Annotated in this window: 8 protein-coding genes; 5 read left to right on the top strand and 3 right to left on the bottom strand. The window is 42.3% G+C overall.

Translation table 11 applies throughout. From position 1 onward, the window contains the following. Positions 1–14: 14 nt before the first annotated feature. The gene (gene sov / locus BUA53_RS15200; protein WP_072836250.1) at positions 15–7,145 is read right to left on the bottom strand and encodes a T9SS outer membrane translocon Sov/SprA; all 7,131 of its coding nucleotides are present in this window, start codon (positions 7,143–7,145) and stop codon (positions 15–17) included. 70 nt (positions 7,146–7,215) lie between these two features. Then, a complete protein-coding gene (ruvA, locus tag BUA53_RS15195; protein WP_072836249.1) occupies positions 7,216–7,803 on the bottom strand; it encodes a Holliday junction branch migration protein RuvA in 588 nt (195 codons plus the stop codon). A 157-nt stretch (positions 7,804–7,960) separates the two neighbouring features. Here ruvA and BUA53_RS15190 point away from each other — a divergent pair, with 157 nt between their 5' ends. The 3 genes from BUA53_RS15190 (at position 7,961) to BUA53_RS15180 (ending at position 11,652) form a co-directional block, all read left to right on the top strand. Beyond that, a complete protein-coding gene (locus tag BUA53_RS15190; RefSeq protein WP_072836248.1) occupies positions 7,961–8,953 on the top strand; it encodes a beta-ketoacyl-ACP synthase III in 993 nt (330 codons plus the stop codon). A 129-nt stretch (positions 8,954–9,082) separates the two neighbouring features. Further along, positions 9,083–9,958 (top strand): succinate--CoA ligase subunit alpha, encoded by an 876-nt coding sequence (gene sucD, locus BUA53_RS15185; RefSeq protein ID WP_072836247.1) that lies wholly within the window; start codon positions 9,083–9,085, stop codon positions 9,956–9,958. 302 nt (positions 9,959–10,260) lie between these two features. Next, a complete protein-coding gene (locus BUA53_RS15180) occupies positions 10,261–11,652 on the top strand; it encodes a hypothetical protein (protein WP_072836246.1) in 1,392 nt (463 codons plus the stop codon). Between the two features lie 65 nt (positions 11,653–11,717). Here BUA53_RS15180 and BUA53_RS15175 read toward each other — a convergent pair whose 3' ends face one another. Continuing rightward, positions 11,718–12,599: a proline and serine-rich protein 1 family protein gene (locus tag BUA53_RS15175; protein ID WP_084080126.1), complete on the bottom strand. Its 882-nt coding sequence runs from the start codon at positions 12,597–12,599 to the stop codon at positions 11,718–11,720. A 248-nt stretch (positions 12,600–12,847) separates the two neighbouring features. Between BUA53_RS15175 and BUA53_RS15165 the strand changes: the two genes are divergently transcribed. Together BUA53_RS15165 and BUA53_RS15160 are read left to right on the top strand one after the other, a co-directional pair. After that, the gene (locus BUA53_RS15165) at positions 12,848–18,883 is read left to right on the top strand and encodes an alpha-2-macroglobulin family protein (RefSeq protein ID WP_245793168.1); all 6,036 of its coding nucleotides are present in this window, start codon (positions 12,848–12,850) and stop codon (positions 18,881–18,883) included. A 122-nt stretch (positions 18,884–19,005) separates the two neighbouring features. After that, the gene (locus BUA53_RS15160; protein ID WP_072836243.1) at positions 19,006–20,085 is read left to right on the top strand and encodes an NAD(P)/FAD-dependent oxidoreductase; all 1,080 of its coding nucleotides are present in this window, start codon (positions 19,006–19,008) and stop codon (positions 20,083–20,085) included. Positions 20,086–20,116: the final 31 nt, after the last annotated feature.

Here is a 20,116-nt window from a genome sequence, read left to right as displayed (position 1 = left end):
ATTTGCACGTTTAATTATTGCAATAAAGAAACACGGATCTGAACACCCGCTCTTGTAGTTGTTATGGGTGCAGTAGTTGCTATTTTAGGAATTGACCTGTTCTGTTCAAAATACAATTTGATATTGACCCTGTTGTTCATAACATAATCAATGGAAGGCGCCAACCTGATCACTTTCTGACCTGCTGTACCAAATGCTGTATTCTGATCAAGTTTGGTATTGGCTGTGGCATCATCCCTTAAACTGAAATCAAAACGCATGGTAACATCATTATCCAGTCCTTTACCACTTTTCCCTATCTTGATATTCCTTAAAAATGGCACTCCTCTTTTACGCCAGTCAATGCCTATCGAGTATTCAGTAGAACGGTTTTCTGCCAGTTGGTAATCCACCAAACTTAAGCTTAACTGCCTTGACTTTTTATATTCAAACCTGGTAGACAACTGATTGGTAAAAGACATGTCGACACCTACCAATGGGCTGAACTGCTCACTGATAGTAATATTTGGCACCAGGAAGTAAGGGACATAGTTACCAGTCTGTGTGTCCCTGAAGTAAGGGTAACCTACTCTCAGGGGATCCATAAACAACAGTGCAGTATTAAAACTATTCATGCTCAAAGTACTATTATACCCATGTCGCACTGTGAAGCTGGTAAATATCTTTTCCATTCCCTTCATCCTTGTCAATCCATTATAGGTAATATTCCAGTTAGGCTTAGGTATCAAACTTGAAAATGGATTAGCCCTAAGATTAGGATTGGAGTTTTTGATCAACTGGATACTAAACGGATCTTTTTTGGTATAGGCCGCCAGGAAGGCAGGGATCAATACATCCTGTGCATAACGACCATAGCCCTGAACATAACCATCAGGGGTGGTTAAATTGGGATCGGCATAAATATTCTTACCACCCAACCTTTGCGATAATAATAACCTGTTGGCCTCAAACTGCCTGAAGGTTTCTGATATCTCGTTAGGGTCAAACTTAGTAAACAATGTCTGGTATGAAATATAGCTCATGCTGAAACTTCCGGTAGCATAAGGGTTAAAACGTTGCAGTTTTGAATCCACTCCACCTGTGTCCTTATATAACTCCGAATAATTCTTATCGTAGGTCCTGTCAAGATTCAGGTCTATGTTCAGATCACGAATAGGACTGATTTGAGCAGTGATACTAATGTGCTGATTATAACGCTGCTGTATCAGTGCATTAAACAATGAATCGCGTGTCAACAATCCTTTTCTTCCAAATTCATTGATATCACTAGTGTCTGGCTGGTAGCCCATTACATATTTCCACCCTGGATTGCCTGTGCCTAAATTCATTCCCAACACTTTTGTACTATCCAGGTAGCCTGGCAACAGCGTTCCCAGGTCTTCAGTATATTGAACACCAATTCTTTTTACAGACGTAACCAGCCGGGCGAAGAATTTTGGCACACCTGAAACTGTAGGCATCTGGTTAGGATCCTTTTCTTTCCTTTTTGTAGAAGTGTCCTTCACTGTTGGTGCTGGCTTTGGAGCTACGGGAGCATCGCTATAGACAGCCCTTAAAAATCTCCATTTAGTGTACAGGCGGTCGAAGTCAAAATCAGCCGTCAGGTTTCTTGTTTGCCCATTCACCAAAGTATTACCTAATTCCCTCGCCAGCAATGAAGCTGCCACCCAATCATATTTCGCTGCATAAGTAGCTCTTACTGTTGTCCAGTCCAGCAATGGCAGTTTGGAAGTAGGCAGGTTGTACGTTAATGATGCTTCCTGGTGATAATGTGTATTACGTCCACCAGACCAGAAATTACGTTTTACAGTATCCCTCTTATCCTTTGTATCAATATGCCCGAAAGGCTCATCAACGCGTGCATTGTTTACGGCATTAAAATCAAGGGTCAGCGACCTGGTTAGATCCCAACGCAAGGAATAGTAACGATCGAAATAGAAGAATTTATTAAATGTCTCAGGCAATTTAAATGAGGTACCGACATTCCTGTTACGTAATACCCCAAACTGCCTGAACACATCAGCCTTTATTGATATCAGCGAGGGTTTATAATTGAAGTTGAAATCCCTTATCAATGCCAGCCATGGTGAGCTGGATTTGAACACTTTTTTCAAGGGCTCAATAAATTTAGGCTGCGGTGCATAATTGTAACCAATGGCAGCCCTGGTTCTTTTCACATCCTCCAGCTCAATAATTGGATTGGTTCTTTGCTGGTGAATGAAAGAATAATTCAAATCTATATTAGAGATATCCCATGGCTGCGGTGGTTTGCCATTGGTTTTGTTCTTCTTAACACTTGTAAAATTCAGTGTCTTGATAGTGGTTTCATCAATAGCATCTCTCCTGATAGAATCAGCTACAGTCTTGGAAGAAGCGGCGTTTATCTTTTGGCTTAACTTAAGATCCAGGTCATAAGGATCGTATTCTGGAGTAGTAGTTGTTTTACTATACCCTGCATACATTGGTATTTGTATACCTGATGTGCGTGGCAATAACCTTCCCAGGTCAAGGTTGGTGCTGATATCGTATTGTGAGAAAGTCTCGCGGCTTCTTTCATTTACTTTTTGCTCCAATGTTCCAAAGCCAATGCTCCTCATGCTTCCGCTGAAATTAAGGTTACCCAGGTCAGCCAACCTGATATCGACACGGCCCAATGCAGCATACCCGCCTTTCTCGTCCAGCTTAGACAAGCGCAATTCATTGAACCAGGCCTCCGTATTGACGGTTTCCTGGCCAACATTCTCAATACCCAGGAACATGCCCCTCACTTCACCCAGGTTGGGGTTACCCATTACTGCAAAGGTTTTCCCACCTGCTCCTTTTTCCTGGTAATATATAGATGGGGATGCACCTGAACTATTCCTGCGGGTTTTCAGCTGGGTCAAAATGCTCAGGTCAAAGTCAAGATTATTTTCTGCCGGCCAGATGCCAAGTGAATCTCTTGTACCCCATGGAGTCACCCGCAACGGGATCTTCACTTCGTAATAATTGCTTACAAAATCATTTCCTAAACGCACCACTGCATTCAGGTCACCATTATTAATATGGGTTCCCGGATTCAGCATGTCCTCGACGTGAACAAACATCTTCAGGCTACCATACTGGCGAAGGTCCAGGCTCATGGTTTTGAAAACACCACGGGCCTTTGACTGCAAAAGATTATTCAACCGCAAGCTTAATGATTGCTCATTTAATAATAACTGGACATTATTATTGCTGATCTGCTGCTGGCGTTCTATACCAGGAGATTGACGGTAAGGGATTGGTGTTCTCTGGTCATTTTCTTCGAGGTTCACTGCCAACACATTTACTTTAGTTGGATCATTGGCAGGCAAGGGAACATAGTTACCCGTGGTATCTACTTCATAGGTGAAGTTTCTCCATTGATTTCTTACCAGTTCCAGTTTTGCAAAACGCAATACGGTTGTATCCTCAAAATCGGTAAGGAACATCCTCATGAACCGAATGGATTTTAGGTCAGGAATATTACCCACTTTAGCCTGGACATCTTTTACAGGTATCCGGAACAGGAACCATTTTTCTGTACGAGAGGATCCATCAGCCAGCCGCACATTAGCCTCTCTTATATCTGTTATATACTTATTATTCAGCTGGTCCATACCAGGCTTTAGTTCTACCCTGTATTGAAAATATTCCTCTACCTCGTTCAGGGTGTTATCACGGTTCAGTTCTTCCTGGTCGGGGTACAGTGTAAATGCGTTGGTAAATTGATCGGTGCTGCTGGCAACCGGCGAATTACCATGTGGGTTATTAATATCCTTATACCGTTGTAAAATTCCCGCCACTGGTTGTGCATCATAAGCCGGGTCACGGTAACCTTTAAAGTTATCTGCTGAAGGATCGGCCTGTGCTTTTTTATAAACAGGAGAATTAGATCCCACTACAGTGGCGAGTTGCTGTAAATAAGGTTGAAACTTACGTTGCTCGGCCGTATCTGTTAATCCATCAAATCCTACATCCTGGAAAGGCCTGTCATTTGGATCGTTGCTAAAGGCATTCGTTACCTGGATGGGATTTCTTGGCACTTTACCCCAAACGGTTTCATCTACAGGAAGATTTGGTTGTGAGGGAGTGGGTAAACCATTTTCGTACAAACGCTGTCCGTCATGTAAAACATCTTCTGAAATATTTCCAAGATCAAAATAGAGTTCCCCACCTTGAGGGTTCCGGTTATTGATAAAAGGATCCTGCACCCAAAACTCAATAAATTCAATATTACTGGTTTCAAAATCTGTCTGGTCTATGCTTCGCATAATACCACCCCATGATTTCCTGGGTGTCATCAATGCACCATTTGAAGGATTAAGGTCAGAAGTTCTAAAATTATATGGTCCTCTTTCCTGAGGATAATAGGCAAGGTCAAAGGTGGTCAACAGGTTTTGTCCCAGGTCATTGGTGCGCTGGGGGAATATCTCGGTAGATAATACCTGCCTGGTTTCCGGCTTGGACAATTCTGCAGGATCATTGCGCAAAGGATTATTAGAATTCTTTCTTTCCTGCAGCACAGGCTCGATATTGTACCAGGCTAACTTGGCCCTGTTATACCCACTTGCAAGGTTATTATTCAAGGTTGCTTCCGGAAACAGGATATTATTATCCTTGTCAGGTGAATTCTGCGGAGTAGATGCCAGGGTCCAGCTGATTAAAGGGAATCTTAAATCAACCGTACTGCGGGTTCCTTCAAAATCATCTATATATATAACGCCTTCTCCACCTTGTCCTATTTGTGGCGCATGTCCAGGCTTTAACATGGCTGCCTCACCATAGGCAGTGATGCTTGACATGGCCTTGGTTGAATAAAATGGCAGCTTGTTCAACCATTTAGTCATCCTTGGGAAATCATTACGGTAATCGAAATCAGTACCATACATGGTATTACGGATAGGATCTTCACCATAACCCTGCTTTGTAAAGAAAGGTCGTTCGCTTAACCTGACCATAGTACCACCAACGGTCAAATGCCTGTTGACCAGGTAATCAAGTCTTAATCCCAGGTAATTTCTTTGCTGTAAACCAAAGGTGGCGTTGTTCTCAAACTGCACCTGAACCGGCAATCCAGATTGGATGATAGCGGGGTTGGTTATGCGAAGTGTTCCAAGGTCATAGTTGATCTCGTAATCAATATTCTCTTGCAATATCCTTCCGCCAGCTGTAACACTCACCGACCCTCTGGGAATGTTGAACCCTAACTGGTACTCTGAATTCACTGCAGACTTAGACCTTCCTACCAGTTTAAAGCGGTCAAGATTGGTATAGTTCTGCGCAATAGCTTTTATAGTGTCATATAGAGGATAGAAGAGATATTTCTCAGCCTCCGCCTGCGATGGATAAACATAATCAAGATCATGCCCAAAAGGTTCCAGTACAGGGAATATGATCCTGCTCTGAGAGGAAATCACAGTAAATCCTTCAATATAATCAAAGAGCCCATCCGGCTGCGGATCATTCTGGTTATTCAACCGGTCAAGGTTATCCAGCTGAATAATAGGAATTCCTTTATACTGTGGCAAAACATTCGTTGGTGGCAAATATCTTTTATCCCCTGCACTTGGCTCTTCATAGGTAACATCCAGCCTGAAGTCATTTCGTTCCAACTGGCCAAATCCCACACTGTACACATTCTTCATCATGAGGTCCCAGATGGGAAGATTGGTACGCTGTGAAGTGGCCTTAAGTAATTTCAGAAACAATACTTTTTGTGTGTTGCCACTGCTATCAGGCGGTATATCCTGCGAGAACTCCCCCACCTGGTAGATCCGTCCATTAGAAGTATACTGGTAAGCAACTCCCACCACTTCGTCTGGCTGTAAGGGTTGATTCAGAGATATAAATCCTATCTGGGGATTAAAATAATATTCGCTGGGCTGCAGCTTCCTGGCAAAGGTCTTTTCGAAATCCTGTACCGGCTGAAATCCCAGGCCTGTCAAAGTTTGTTGCACCAGGCTTGAGTTGCGTGTATTAGGATTGGTAGAAAGCACATTAAAAAGATCATTGGCATTGTTCCTTGGCATGGAATCTCCCGAACCGGTAAGTAGGATCTTATTATAAGGATCCCTTTCTCCCATATCCATAAAGGCTACCACATCGCGGTAACCAGTTGCGTTTTGGAAATCCGGAACAATACCCAGGCGGTTGGTTACCCAAACCTCCACACGTAATATTTGAACCGGGCTCCGTACAATGGGGAGGTCCCTCATGGCCTTATTGTAATTCTTACGGAAGTACTGGGCCATCAGGAAGTGACGGTTCTCTTCATATTCATCTGCCCTTATACTAAAAGATTGGGTTGCCGAACTACCCTGCATGCCAAGGGATTGACGTTGCGAACGCTGGTTAGCAAGGACTGTAGAAAGATATAATTTACCAAACTGTAATTGTGTCTTTATACCAAACAATGATTGAGCACCCGGGATCAGGGTACCCTTGGAAGCAAAGCTCACATTACCCATCTGGAACTGTTTTAGTATCTCATCTTCTTTTCCCTGGTAATCCAGCTTGAGCTGGTTCTCAAAATCAAAATTTGCAAGGGTATTATAGTTAATAGGCAGGTTGATCTTGTCGCCTATCTTGGCATCTACCTGCAACTGTGCATTCTCATTAAAATCAAAACCACCTGTCTTCCTGGCTCTTTCAGGAAGAGTAGGGTTTTTAATGTTCTGTCCCTGGTACCCCGCTGAAAGATCCACATAACCTGAAGGACGAATCTCTACTTTACCATTACCGGTGATCCTGTTCACCCAGTCTTTGGAAAACCCAAACTTAGGTTTAAAGTTGCGCCTGTTTAAATTGGACAGCAGGTTGGCCCTTTGCCTGAAATAGGCCTGTTCATCCTTTTGCCCCTGCAACTTCAGGAACTCGTCCATGGAGAAAGTGGCCGGGCTTCGATAATATTGGTTGCCAATCTTTTCTACAATGTAATACTGTTTAGTTTTTGGGTCGTATTCAATGGTCCGCTTCACAAAGCCTGTATCCTTGAGATCAAAGGGATTACGGTTAGGGAAATTATATGGATCACCCCTACGATCCTGCAAAGGATACCGGGAGGTGTCCTGCGGGCTTTGCTGCGAATAGAGATTTTGAGCCTGGAAAAAGGCAAAGGTGGATATAAGGAGGGTAACCACCATCTTAGGGAACTTATAGGTAGAATGGGAAGCCAAGTCTTTTCTCTACAATTAGTTAGTCAATAAGGGTATATCAAAGGATTTGTAACGCTTTTTTAATCAATAGCTCTACCCCAAGTCCGGGGTCTTGCGCTAACACCTTTTGAACGGCCTGGTCAGCAGCCTGGCGATTGATGCCTAAAGCAATTAGTGCATTTAACGCATCTGCCTGTAAAGTATTGCCCTTCCAGGTAGAAATATTTATATCAGTATCAATGGGTTGTTTAGACAATTTGTCCCTCAGCTCTACTACAATTCTTTCAGCGGTTTTCTTACCGATTCCTTTGATAGACTCCAGTGCTTTTACATTACCCTGAACAATGGCCCGGCTCAATTCATCAGGTCTCATATATGACAGCATTACCCGTGCTGTATTAGAACCAATACCGCTTATTGCTATCAGTTGCAGGAACATTTCTTTTTCTGCCAGGTCGAAAAAGCCAAATAATATGTGTGCATCTTCCCTCACAATAAGATGCGTTTGCACCGTGCCTTTTTCCATATCCTGGATATGGGTGTATGTATTCAGGCTGATTTGCACTTCATAGCCTACTCCTCCGACGTCTATAAAAATATAAGAGGGCGTCTTCTTTACGAAATTTCCGGTCAAAAAAGCAATCATAGGGCTGCAAAGTAAGCAATGGGATGATAATTTAAAACCCGCAGTAAAGAATATGTAACTAGTACGGGATGAATACGTGTTTTTAGATGGCAGGATCTTTGGTCTTTAAGCAGTTTTAAAACCATCCGTATCTTCGTTCCCTTTTAAAATTTACATAATGGTTCAAAAGATCACTGCAGCAATTACGGCCGTTGGAGGATATGTTCCTGAAACCAAACTCACCAATTTTGACCTTGAAAAGATGGTAGATACCAATGATGAATGGATCAGGACAAGAACAGGCGTGGAAGAAAGACGCATTTTAAAAGAACCGGGTAAGGCCTCTTCCGACCTGGCAGTCCCCGCCGTTTTACAGATCTGCGAAAAGCGTGGAATCAGCCCTGAAGAAATTGATTGTATTATTTGTGCTACTGTTACCCCTGATATGGTTTTCCCGGCAACAGCCAATATCATCAGCGATAAAGTAGGGGCAAAAAATGCCTGGGGATTTGACCTGGGAGCTGCTTGTTCAGGATTTTTATATGCATTGACCACGGGGGCAGCACTTATCGAATGCCGCCGTTATAAGAAAGTGGTAGTGGTGGGTGTAGATAAAATGAGCTCCATTATTGATTATAGCGACCGCCAGACCTGTATCATTTTTGGCGACGGTGCCGGTGCTGTTTTGCTGGAACCTAATCACCAGGGTTATGGTGTATTGGACAGCATCCTGAAAAGTGATGGTAGCGGACGCCAGTTCCTGCACATGAAAGCCGGCGGATCTTTAAAGCCAGCCACTGCAGAAACGGTTGCCAATAAAGAACATTTCGTTTACCAGGAAGGACAGTCGGTTTTCAAATTTGCGGTAAAAGGCATGGCCGATGTGAGTGCTGAATTGCTTGAAAGAAATAATCTTACAGGAGATGATATTGCATGGCTGGTACCCCACCAGGCCAATAAGCGCATTATAGATGCCACAGCAGACAGGATAGGAATCGATCATAAGAAGGTGATGCTGAATATTCAAAAGTATGGCAACACAACGGCAGCCACCATCCCCCTATGCCTTTGGGAGTGGCGTCATGAATTAAATAAGGGCGATAATATTGTCCTGGCAGCATTTGGAGGTGGCTTCACCTGGGGCGCGACACTGGTAAAATGGGAATACTAATGAAACTACCGGAGTAGTTGTGCCCGGAAAGCAATTACCAACAACTATTCATTAGCATACTTTAAAATAGATTCAATAAACAGGGACATGGTATTTCCTTACTTTTGCCCCCAACTTACAAAATAGAATATGAGTATCCTTGTCAATAAGAATTCAAAAGTGCTGGTACAGGGCTTTACCGGTACTGAAGGCACTTTCCATGCTTCACAGATGATCGAATACGGAACACAGTTGGTTGGTGGTGTTACACCCGGTAAAGGTGGCACCAGTCACCTTGATAGAAGAGTATTCAATACAGTTGCCGATTGTGTTAAAGAAACAGGTGCCGATGTATCTATCATTTTCGTACCACCGGCATTTGCAGCTGACGCCATCATGGAAGCAGCTGATGCAGGCGTTGGATTGATCGTTTGTATCACGGAAGGAATTCCTGTGCAGGATATGGTGAAAGTGAAAAACTTTATAGAAGGAAAAAATACAAGACTGATAGGGCCTAACTGTCCCGGCGTTATTACAGCCGACGAATGCAAGGTTGGTATCATGCCAGGCTTTGTATTCAAAAAAGGAAGAATAGGTATTGTTTCAAAATCAGGTACGCTTACTTACGAAGCAGCGGACCAGGTAGCAAAAGCAGGCTTAGGTATTTCAACTGCTGTGGGCATAGGTGGCGACCCTATCATTGGCACGCCAACAAAAGAAGCAGTAGAACTATTTATGAATGATCTGGAAACAGATGCCATTGTTATGATCGGTGAAATAGGTGGTGGCATGGAAGCAGAAGCTGCCCATTGGATCAGGGACAACGGAAATCAAAAACCTGTGGTAGGATTCATTGCGGGCCAGACAGCTCCTCCCGGACGCCGTATGGGTCATGCAGGTGCCATTGTAGGTGGTGCAGAAGATACGGCTGCTGCCAAAATGAAGATCATGGAAGAATGTGGTATACATGTGGTTCAAAGCCCTGCTGATATTGGCATTACCATGGCGCAGCTATTGAAAAAATAATATTGTAGAATTTACTTTGTTTTATAAAAGAGACTGCTCCTATAAGGACAGTCTTTTTTTATGCATGCTGCGGACCATACCCTCAGGTAAAATTCTGATAAAAACAGATACATAGGCCGGAAAAGGAACAGGGAACATGTAATATGGATTATAGCTACGGTTATTTAACACCGTTAATTCATAGTCGAAAAACAATATTTTCCAGTTACAGCTTTAGCTTTTTTTTAATACCACATTTAAACATGCTGCAGAAAGGATAGATTATACTTACACTTTAATCAACCATAATCAAATGCCTGCATATGAAAAAAAGACTTCTACCCTTTTTCCTTCTGATTATTATCCACAGTACTTATGCACAGGACAGCAGCTTTCAATTAAAAGATTATAAATACCGTACTCCAGGTATTACTGTACTGGAGTTTAACCTGGGTTTTTCAGGGGCGGTGAGTGATGTTAATGCCCCGGAGCCTTATAGCAGAAAATATTCCACTTGGAACCTGTATCCCTCCAACCTGGATTACTATCATACTCTGAGCACTGATAAAAGAATGCATACTAGCGTGATCAGATTTTCTCCTGCAGGGTATTACAATACATATGGCCAAAATGATACCAGCACTAAATCACACTCACTCCAGTACAATGTGTACTGGAGTTACACGGACCGTTATTATAGAAAAAATAACTGGTTCTGGGAATGGGGCAACATTCTGAATCATACACTGGCCACAAATAAATCGAAATACACAGTCTGGAATACTACGAATACCAACCTGCTTGCTGAAAATATGTTCATGCTGGGTTTTGGTAAGGGAAGAATAGAAAATGTTACTGATGCGCAAACTGCGCTGTATATATTGAATGACCTGGAACAGCAAGGCCTGTTGAACAGCAGCCCAACTTCCGAAAACACCAGGCAATTCGCCCAGCTCATCACAACTGTTAACAACAAAAGAGTATTTGACAACCGGAGAAGAAGGATCTATGAATTCACCCAGATCGATTCCTTTTTGAAAGCATCAGGGTTGATCAGTGTAAACGATATCAGGTATTTTACTACTATCAATGACAATTGGGTAATGGCTTATAATCCTTACCGTTCATCAGGGTCCAATTGGTATATACAACTGGTACCTGGAGGTGGCATTCAAAAAAACAGCCGTTATTTTAAGGCTGATCGCGTGAATAATTCAGATAAGCAGACATCAACCTATACTAGTCTGATGCCATTATTAGGTTATGAAAATTACAAACCATTGAACCTGAAGTGGCAACGTAATTTTTCCACCATACTAAGCTTCCAGAAAAAATGGAACAGCGATGAGACCAGGAATATGTATTCGGGCTCTGAATCAGTATCAAAAATTGATACATGGAAATGGCTTACCAGGCTATATAGCCGGTATAGCTGGGGATACTTCCCTAATAACAGGACTGCCATCAATGCTTATATACAAATGGATGCTTCCTTTGGCAAATCTTCAAGGGAGGTGGTATACAAGGAAATGCGAATTATCAGCCCGGAAATTGATTTCAGTGCTGATTATTTTCTGAGCTACAGGACAAGATTCACTGCGCACTGGAATTTGAATTATAAATCAATCCGCGCCGTTTCCTTTGCCAATGAGTCCTTAAAAAGTAATGAATTTAATACGGGTATCTCATTCGGACTAACACATTCTATCTTATAGACCAATATTGACAAGAAAAGGCCTGCATTGAACGCAGGCCCTTTTTATTATGGTGCATGTTTCGTTTAGTAACGTTGTCCCCGAATAAAAGCATTCAAATCATCCCTGCTGCTTTGATAGGAGAAGAGGTTGTATAGGCTGGTATAATTAGCTGGATCAACAGTTTTACTGTAAGCCAGTTTAGCTAATTCCAGTTTATCATTATCTGAGCTAAACAATTGCATGAGCTGACCTACCTGAGAAGTACTAAAGTAGTAATTGCTGATGCCCTGTTTTGCAGTATTCAATTTTCCACTGGTAAACCATTCAGACTTGACACTGGCAACCAATTGCTGAAATTCACCTGTGCTCACAGCCTGGTTGTAACCATTGCCATATCCTCCTTTACCATACCCTCCATTATCCTGGCTATAACCGCCATTATTGTTTCTGTCATTACCATAACCGCCCTTGTTGTAATTACCATTACGGTCATCCCTGTCATCATCATCATCGCCATGCCTACCATAGCGGTTATTCCTGTTATTGTCATAACGATTATCAGCATGGTCCCTGTTATTCCGTCTACCCTGGGTGTTACCATTATTCCACCGGTCATAACCATTTCCTGAATTATAAGCACCAGCCCTTTCATCCATACTAACCCTGCCCTTTTTATCTATGGTAATAAAAAGGTCGTATTGAGGGCGCACTGTAAAATCACTCGCATAAACTACCTTATTTTCTCGTTGCCGGTTACCATTTGCCTTGTACACCTGTATGTAGTGCTGGCCCGAACGAAGGTTATTCAAATAAATAGTGCTGTTGTCATAACCATTGTCATTTATAGAGCGACCATCAATTAAAACCTGGTAAGTTTTATTACCTGTAAATGTCACGGTAATGTCGCTGGCAAAGGCCGAAACACTCATCAACCCCGCCATAATTAAAGTAAAGAAGTTTTTCATTTTAAGTTTCCTCCGGTATATCAGATTGCTGCGCTTTCAAATTGTTTATATCTTCTTAGGTAAACAAAAGTTAAAGCACAGCAAAAGGGCTATTAATAACCTGAAATCCATGTTGTTTATGTAATTCTGTATGTTAGCGCATCCTACTTATGATTTTCAAAATGAATTATAGCAATATGAAACCAGTTACGTACTACCTTTTATTTTCAATATTTACTTTTTTCACCTCCTTAAATTCATTTGCCCAAATGAAAAATTATGATGTCGCATGGACAAAAGTGGATGAACTGGTGCAAAAGAAAAACTTACCCCAATCCGCATTAACAGAGGTTAAAAAGATATATACACAGGCCAAAAAAGATAAGCAGGAAGCACAGGTGATCAAATCCCTGGTATATATGATCCGGCTGCAACAGCAAAACAGGGAAAACAACCTGTTGCTATCCATCAGGGATATAGAAAAAGAAATCAGGGTACAACAAGAGCCTGCTGTATCGCTGCTGAACAGTTTACTGGCCGGACTTTACTGGCAATATTTTCAAAATCAGCGCTGGCAATTATATGGCCGCACCAACACGGTTGATTTTAAAAAAGACGACATTGCCACATGGACAATTGATGATCTGCATCATAAGATCTCTGAACTCTATTTAGCTTCCATAAAAAAAGAGGGGCTACTGAAAAAAACCAGGCTGGAACCTTATAACGCCATCATCATAAAAGGGAATAGCCGCGCATTACGCCCAACCCTTTATGACCTGCTTGCACACAGGGCACTGGAGTATTTCACAAATAACGAAAGAGATATTAAAAAACCTGCCTACGCATTTGAGATCAGCCAGGTTGAGGCCTTTGCTCCGGCAGCAGCATTTGTACAATACCAGTTTCCCACCAGGGACTCCATGTCACTGGAACATAAAGCCCTTCTTATATACCAGGATCTGATTGCCTTTCATTTAAAAGATAAGGATCCCAGTGCCTTAATGGATGTAGATATTGAACGCATTGGTTTCGTACATGAGCACTCTGTTCACGAAGCAAAGGACTCATTGTATATCGCAGCACTTGAAACCCTGGTAAACAAAGCAGGTAAAAAGAATATTGCCTCACAGGCAAGCTATCTATTGGCATCTTATTACCACGACCAGGCTACTCAATATGATCCTTTAAAAGATAGCACTCATAGGTATGACCTGGTGAAAGCCAAGGAGATATTGGAACGGGTGGTGAATGATAGTTCCATAAAGAACGAAGGATGGACCAACAGTTATAACCTACTGCAGGAGATCCAGCAGCCTTCATTTTCTTTTAAAGTGGAAAAGGTAAACCTACCTTCTCAACCATTTCGTTCACTGGTAGAGTATAAAAATATCACTGGCCTGCATTTCCGCATTATAAGATCAACTGAAAACCTCAGGAAACTTCTTGAACAGAGAGGTGATCAAAATGTTTATTGGAATGCCATACTGAATGCAGCAACCATCCGTTCATGGACGCAGGATCTGCCAGCGACACATGACTTGCAAAAGCATTATGTGGAAGTAAAAATTGATGGCTTGCCAGTGGGAGAATATATTTTACTTGCATCGCCTGATGAACAGTTCAACAAGAAAAACAACCTTTTGGGTTCTCTTCTATTCAATGTTTCCAATATCAGCTATATCAACCACGACAATCAGTATTATGTGCTGCACAGGGAAACTGGAAAGCCTCTACCAAAAGCCAGGGTCCAGGTCTTCAGGCAGGAATATGATTATAAGACCAGCTCTTATTCCAAAACAATTATTGGTAATTATGAAACTGGAAAGAATGGTGACTTCGAGATCCCCAGGCCTAAAGACAGGAAAAACGAATCCTACTTCCTGGATATCTCTTACCAGGAAGATCATTTGGCCCTCAATGACCAGGTGTATAATTATTACAGTTATAATGATGAAACAGAAGATAGGGATGATGAAGAAATAAAGGTGTTTTTCTTTACTGACCGTTCCATATACCGTCCGGGACAAACAGTATATTTCAAGGGTATCACAGTTACAAAAAACAAAGCAGGCAACAGTGTAGCACAGAAATACAAAACCAATATTTTCCTGGAAGATGCCAACAGCGATAATATAGATTCCCTTGAAGTAAGCACCAATGAATATGGGTCTTTCTCAGGCAAGTTCCAGTTACCCATCAATTCATTAAATGGCCAGTTCAGGATCTATGAAGATGAAAATGATAATGAATATTACTTTTCTGTAGAAGAGTATAAAAGGCCGCGCTTTTATGTGGATTTTGAAAAGATAAAAAGCACGTACAAGGTTGGAGATACCATAAATCTAACAGGATTTGCCAAAGCATATGCCGGCAATACCATAGATGGAGCCAAAGTAAATTACAGGGTTGTACGCCAGGCCCGTTTTCTCTATCCCTGGATGTCCTACAAGATATGGTTCCCTCCCACTCCTCCCATGGAAATTGCACATGGTGAAACCACAACCGATAAGGATGGCAATTTCAAGATTTCATTTACCGCCATCCCTGACAGGAAGATGGACCCGAAAGCAGAACCTGTATTTGATTATAAGGTATATGCTGATGTTGCTGATATCAATGGAGAAACAAGAACTGGTGAAGAGCATGTCAGTGCAGGCTACAAATCTCTATTGATCAAATTGGATATGCAGCCCACCATAGAGGTTGATTCATTTAAGAAGATAAGTATCAGAACAGAAAATATGAATGGAGAATTTCAATCCACTCCAATCACTATCAGTATCTCTAAACTGGTTCCTGAAAAGCGTTTGATACGGAACCGCTTTTGGCGCGAACCAGACCAGTTTGTTATGAGCAGGGAAAACTACATCCAAAATTTCCCCCATGATGAATACAGGAATGAAACAAACTATAAAACATGGGCAAAAGAAAGCCTGGTATTTAGCATAACAGACAGTACCCGTAAAAACGGCGAATTGCCGCTGTACCATCCTTTTACGCCTGGCTATTATGAACTCAGTTTTACGGCAAAAGACAAAAATGGCGAAGAGATCAAAGTAGTGCAATACGTTGAACTCTTTGATTCAAAGAGCAAGGAATTCAATAAACCGGTTTATTTATGGGCAAAGGGCAGCGATCATCCGGTTGAGCCGGGTGAATCTACCACTGTGCAGGTGGGCTCTGCTGCCAGTGATGTATTTGTTATCAATGAAGTGCGAAAGCCCGGACGTGATGATAAAAAACAGGATGTTTCTATAGATTATAGTTCATTGAACCAGGAGAAAAAGACCTGGAAGTATAATGTTTCTGAATCGGACAGGGGTGGCTATGGGGTGTCCTACTTCTTTGTAAAGGATAACAGGTTTTACCAGTTTAATGACATCATCAACGTTCCATGGTCGAATAAAGCATTGCAGGTGGAGTATGCCACCTTCCGGGATAAGACACTCCCCGGAAGTGAAGAAAAATGGAAAGTAAAGATCACAGGCTATAAAAAAGAAACGGTGGCTGCAGAAATGCTCGCCAGTATGTATGACGCATCCCTTGATCAGTTCAAACCACATCAGTGGAGCCTACCTGGCATTTGGCCTGTTTATGCTAATTTATATGCATGGAATGGCAGCCCGAATTTTAAAGACATTGAATCGGAAGAAAGATGGCAGGAGAGCCGCGAATACAGGTCATTCAATAAAACCTATGACCGGCTTGACTTTGACCTTTATGGTAATGTTCATGTCTTCATAAGAGGGGCAAGTTCCCTTCCAATGGCAGCAAGAGAAAAAGTATCTGGTGCACTCGAAGGCAAAGTTGCCGGGCTTGAGGTTCAGCAGAATGTTATGATGGATTCCGCTCACCTTGATGAAGTAGTGGTGACAGGCATAGGGTTAAAACCTCCAACCGTTACAGCAGTTGACAATACCATCCAGCCCCGGCGCAATTTTAATGAAACAGCTTTCTTTTTTCCTGACCTGAGAACAGATAAGGATGGCGCTATTGAATTTTCCTTTACCATGCCTGAAGCTGTCACCCGGTGGAAGCTTCAAACGCTGGCGCATACAAAAGAACTGGCATTTGGATTATCACAGAAAGAACTGGTAACGCAAAAAGAGCTAATGGTACAACCTAACGCGCCCCGTTTCCTGCGCCAGGGAGACCACATGGAGTTCTCAACCAAGCTCGTGAATCTATCTGATAAAGAATTGACAGGCCAGGTGCAACTGGAATTGATAGATGCTACTACCAATCAATCAGTAGATGGATGGTTCATGAATACCTTTCCCAACCAATTCTTTACGGTAGCCGCCGGACAAAGTGAAGCAGTTAGCTTTCCTATCCAGGTGCCGTTTCAATTCAGCAATGCATTGGTGTGGAGGATAACAGCACGTGCGGGCAATTTATCTGACGGGGAAGAAAATATATTGCCAGTGCTTTCGAATAAAGTGCTTGTAACAGAAACGCTTCCACTGGCCATGCGTGGCACCGGTACCAAAAACTTCCAGTTCAACAAGCTATTACATTCAGGTGAAAGCGAAACATTACAGCAACATTCTCTAACAGTAGAATATACTTCCAATCCTACCTGGTATGCAGTGCAGGCCCTTCCCTACCTGGAAGATTATCCCTATGAATGTGCTGAACAAACCTGGAACAGGTATTTTGCCAATGCCCTTGCTCAAAAGATCGTGACAACAACGCCGCGCCTTAAAGAAATATTCCAAAGATGGAAAACAGCTGATACAGCTGCATTGCTTTCTAACCTGGAGAAGAACCAGGAACTGAAATCTGCCTTGCTCGAAGAAACACCATGGGTGCTTCAGGCACGTTCAGAATCGCAGCAAAAGAAAAACATTGCCCTGCTTTTTGACATGGTGCAAATGCAACAGCAACTCAGGAAGCACCTGGACAAGCTCAGGCAAATGCAGAGTCCCAATGGTGGATTTGTATGGTTTACCGGCGGGCCGGATGACAGGTACATTACCCAGTATATCATTTCAGGGATAGGACATTTATTGAAACTGGGAGGAGAAACTGGTGAATTACAACCTATCATCGCTACTGCTATACCCTATTTGGATAAGCAAATCACAGATCAATATAATAAGTTGGTGAAGAGCAAAGCAGACCTTAACAAACAGCAGGTTGGTTACTACGAGATACAGTACCTGTATATGCGCAGCTTCTTTACAAACAAACTTATAGACCAGGCCACCGAGGCTGCTTATTCCTATTATCAAAAACAGGCGAAACAATTCTGGATACAACAACCCCTGTACCTGCAGGGAATGATCGCATTGGCGCTGCATAGAATGGGAGATAAACAAACGCCCGCGGCCATCTTAAAATCAATAAAAGAGCGGGCGATAATAAATGAAGAACAGGGAATGTACTGGAAGGATAATCATTTTGGCTATAGCTGGTTCTGGTGGTATGCACCTATTGAAACCCAATCATTATTGATAGAGGCCTTCCAGGAGATAAGTACGGATAAAGAGAATGTAGATGATATGAAGACCTGGCTATTAAAAAATAAACAAACCAATAACTGGGGCACTACAAAGGCTACAGCCGAAGCTTGTTATGCGCTATTACTACAGGGGAATGACTGGCTGAAAGATCAACCTTCAGTAGAATTCAAAATGGGTGCTACCAGTATTTCCAACAAGAATGAAAAAGCAGAAGCAGGTACCGGGTATTTTAAAAAGACCATTGATCCGGCAAACATACAACCAGCCATGGGCAATATAACCCTGGCAGTTCAAAATGCTTCCCCATCAAACAACCAGCCTGGCAAAGCCCCTTCATGGGGCGCTGTATACTGGCAGTATTTTGAAGATATGGACAAGGTAACAGCAGCTGCTACACCACTACAGTTGACTAAGAAATTATTCATTGAAAAGAATAGTGACCGAGGACCCGTACTGACACCGGTCCAGGAAGGAACTGATTTAATAGTAGGTGATAAAATCAAGGTCCGCATCGAATTAAGAGTGGACAGGGATATGGAGTACGTTCATATGAAGGATATGCGTGCTTCTGCACTTGAACCGGTGAATGTTTTAAGCGGGTATCAATGGCAGGGAGGACTTGGTTATTATCAATCTACCAAAGATGCCAGTACTAACTTCTTCTTTAATTACCTGCGCAAGGGAACATATGTATTTGAATATCCTTTATTCGTGACGCATGCGGGCAGTTTCAGCAATGGGATTACTACCATCCAATGTATGTACGCCCCCGAATTTAGTGCACATAGCGAAGGTGTCAAGATCACAGTTTCCAATGCGGTGAATACAGGAAAATAATAAACAACTGGAAAACTAAAAGAAAGCCCTTAACAAATGTTGGGGGCTTCTTTTTTTAAGTATCCTTTGTCCTTGCTGCACATAAACAGTGATCAATGTTTACGCAGCACTAACTTTGACCTATGCATGTGGATTGCCTTATCATAGGACAGGGAATTTCTGGCACCCTGTTATCCTGGTTTCTTCATAAGGAAGGAAAAACATTCCTGGTTATTGATAATAACAAAGTTGATTCATCTTCCAAAGTAGCTGCCGGCATCATTAACCCCATAACTGGCAGACGTTATGTGACCACCTGGATGATTGATGAAGTGATGCCTTTTGCCATTGATACCTATCGCTCCCTGGAATCTTATTTACAAGCCAGCTTCGTTTATGAAAAGAGTATTATTGACTTCTTCCCTTCCCCTCAAATGCTGAATGCCTTTGTTGACCGCATTGCTGAAAATGATACTTACCTGCATTCCTATCCAAATCAGAACCAGTTCAATCAATACTTTAATTATGATTTTGGCTGTGGTGAGATCAGGCCATCCTATAGCATCCATTTGCCTTTATTACTGGAATTATGGAAACAGAAATTAAATGAGTGGAATGCGATAAAGGAAGAAGAATTTTTACTTGACGATCTTCAAATTAGTGATGATCATGCCAGTTATCATGATATTACTGCGGGGAAGGTGATATTCTGTGACGGGGTGGATGCTGCTACCAATTCCTGGTTCCGTTTATTGCCATTTGCACCCAACAAAGGAGAAGCCATGATCATTGAAGCAGAAGAGTTATACAATGGGCATATATTTAAAAGAGGGGTTATGCTTGTTCCCTTACCAACTCCAGGTCTTTTTTGGGTAGGATCTAACTACCAGTGGGAGTTTGCTGATGATAAACCTTCAGAACATTTCTACAAACAAACCAGCAACCTGTTGCAAAACTGGATAAAGGTGCCTTTTAAAATTGTTGACCATAAGGCTGCCATCCGTCCTGCCACAGTAGAGCGCCGCCCATTTGTAGGCTTTCACCCGCACTTCCCGGTTATTGGCATATTAAATGGCATGGGCACCAAAGGGACATCGCTTGCTCCATTCTTTGCCCACCAGTTGATACAACATTTGGTATATGATCTACCCATTGCAGATGAGGCCAATGTGCACCGGTTCACCCGGATATTGTCAAGAGAAACCGGTAAAGGCAGCAGTTAAAAATAGATGTATGCAGTAAGGCTCCCAGGCA

The sequence above is a fragment of the Flavisolibacter ginsengisoli DSM 18119 genome (assembly GCF_900129295.1).
GTDB lineage: Bacteria > Bacteroidota > Bacteroidia > Chitinophagales > Chitinophagaceae > Flavisolibacter > Flavisolibacter ginsengisoli.
This window is presented reverse-complemented; position numbering and strand designations above follow the sequence as displayed.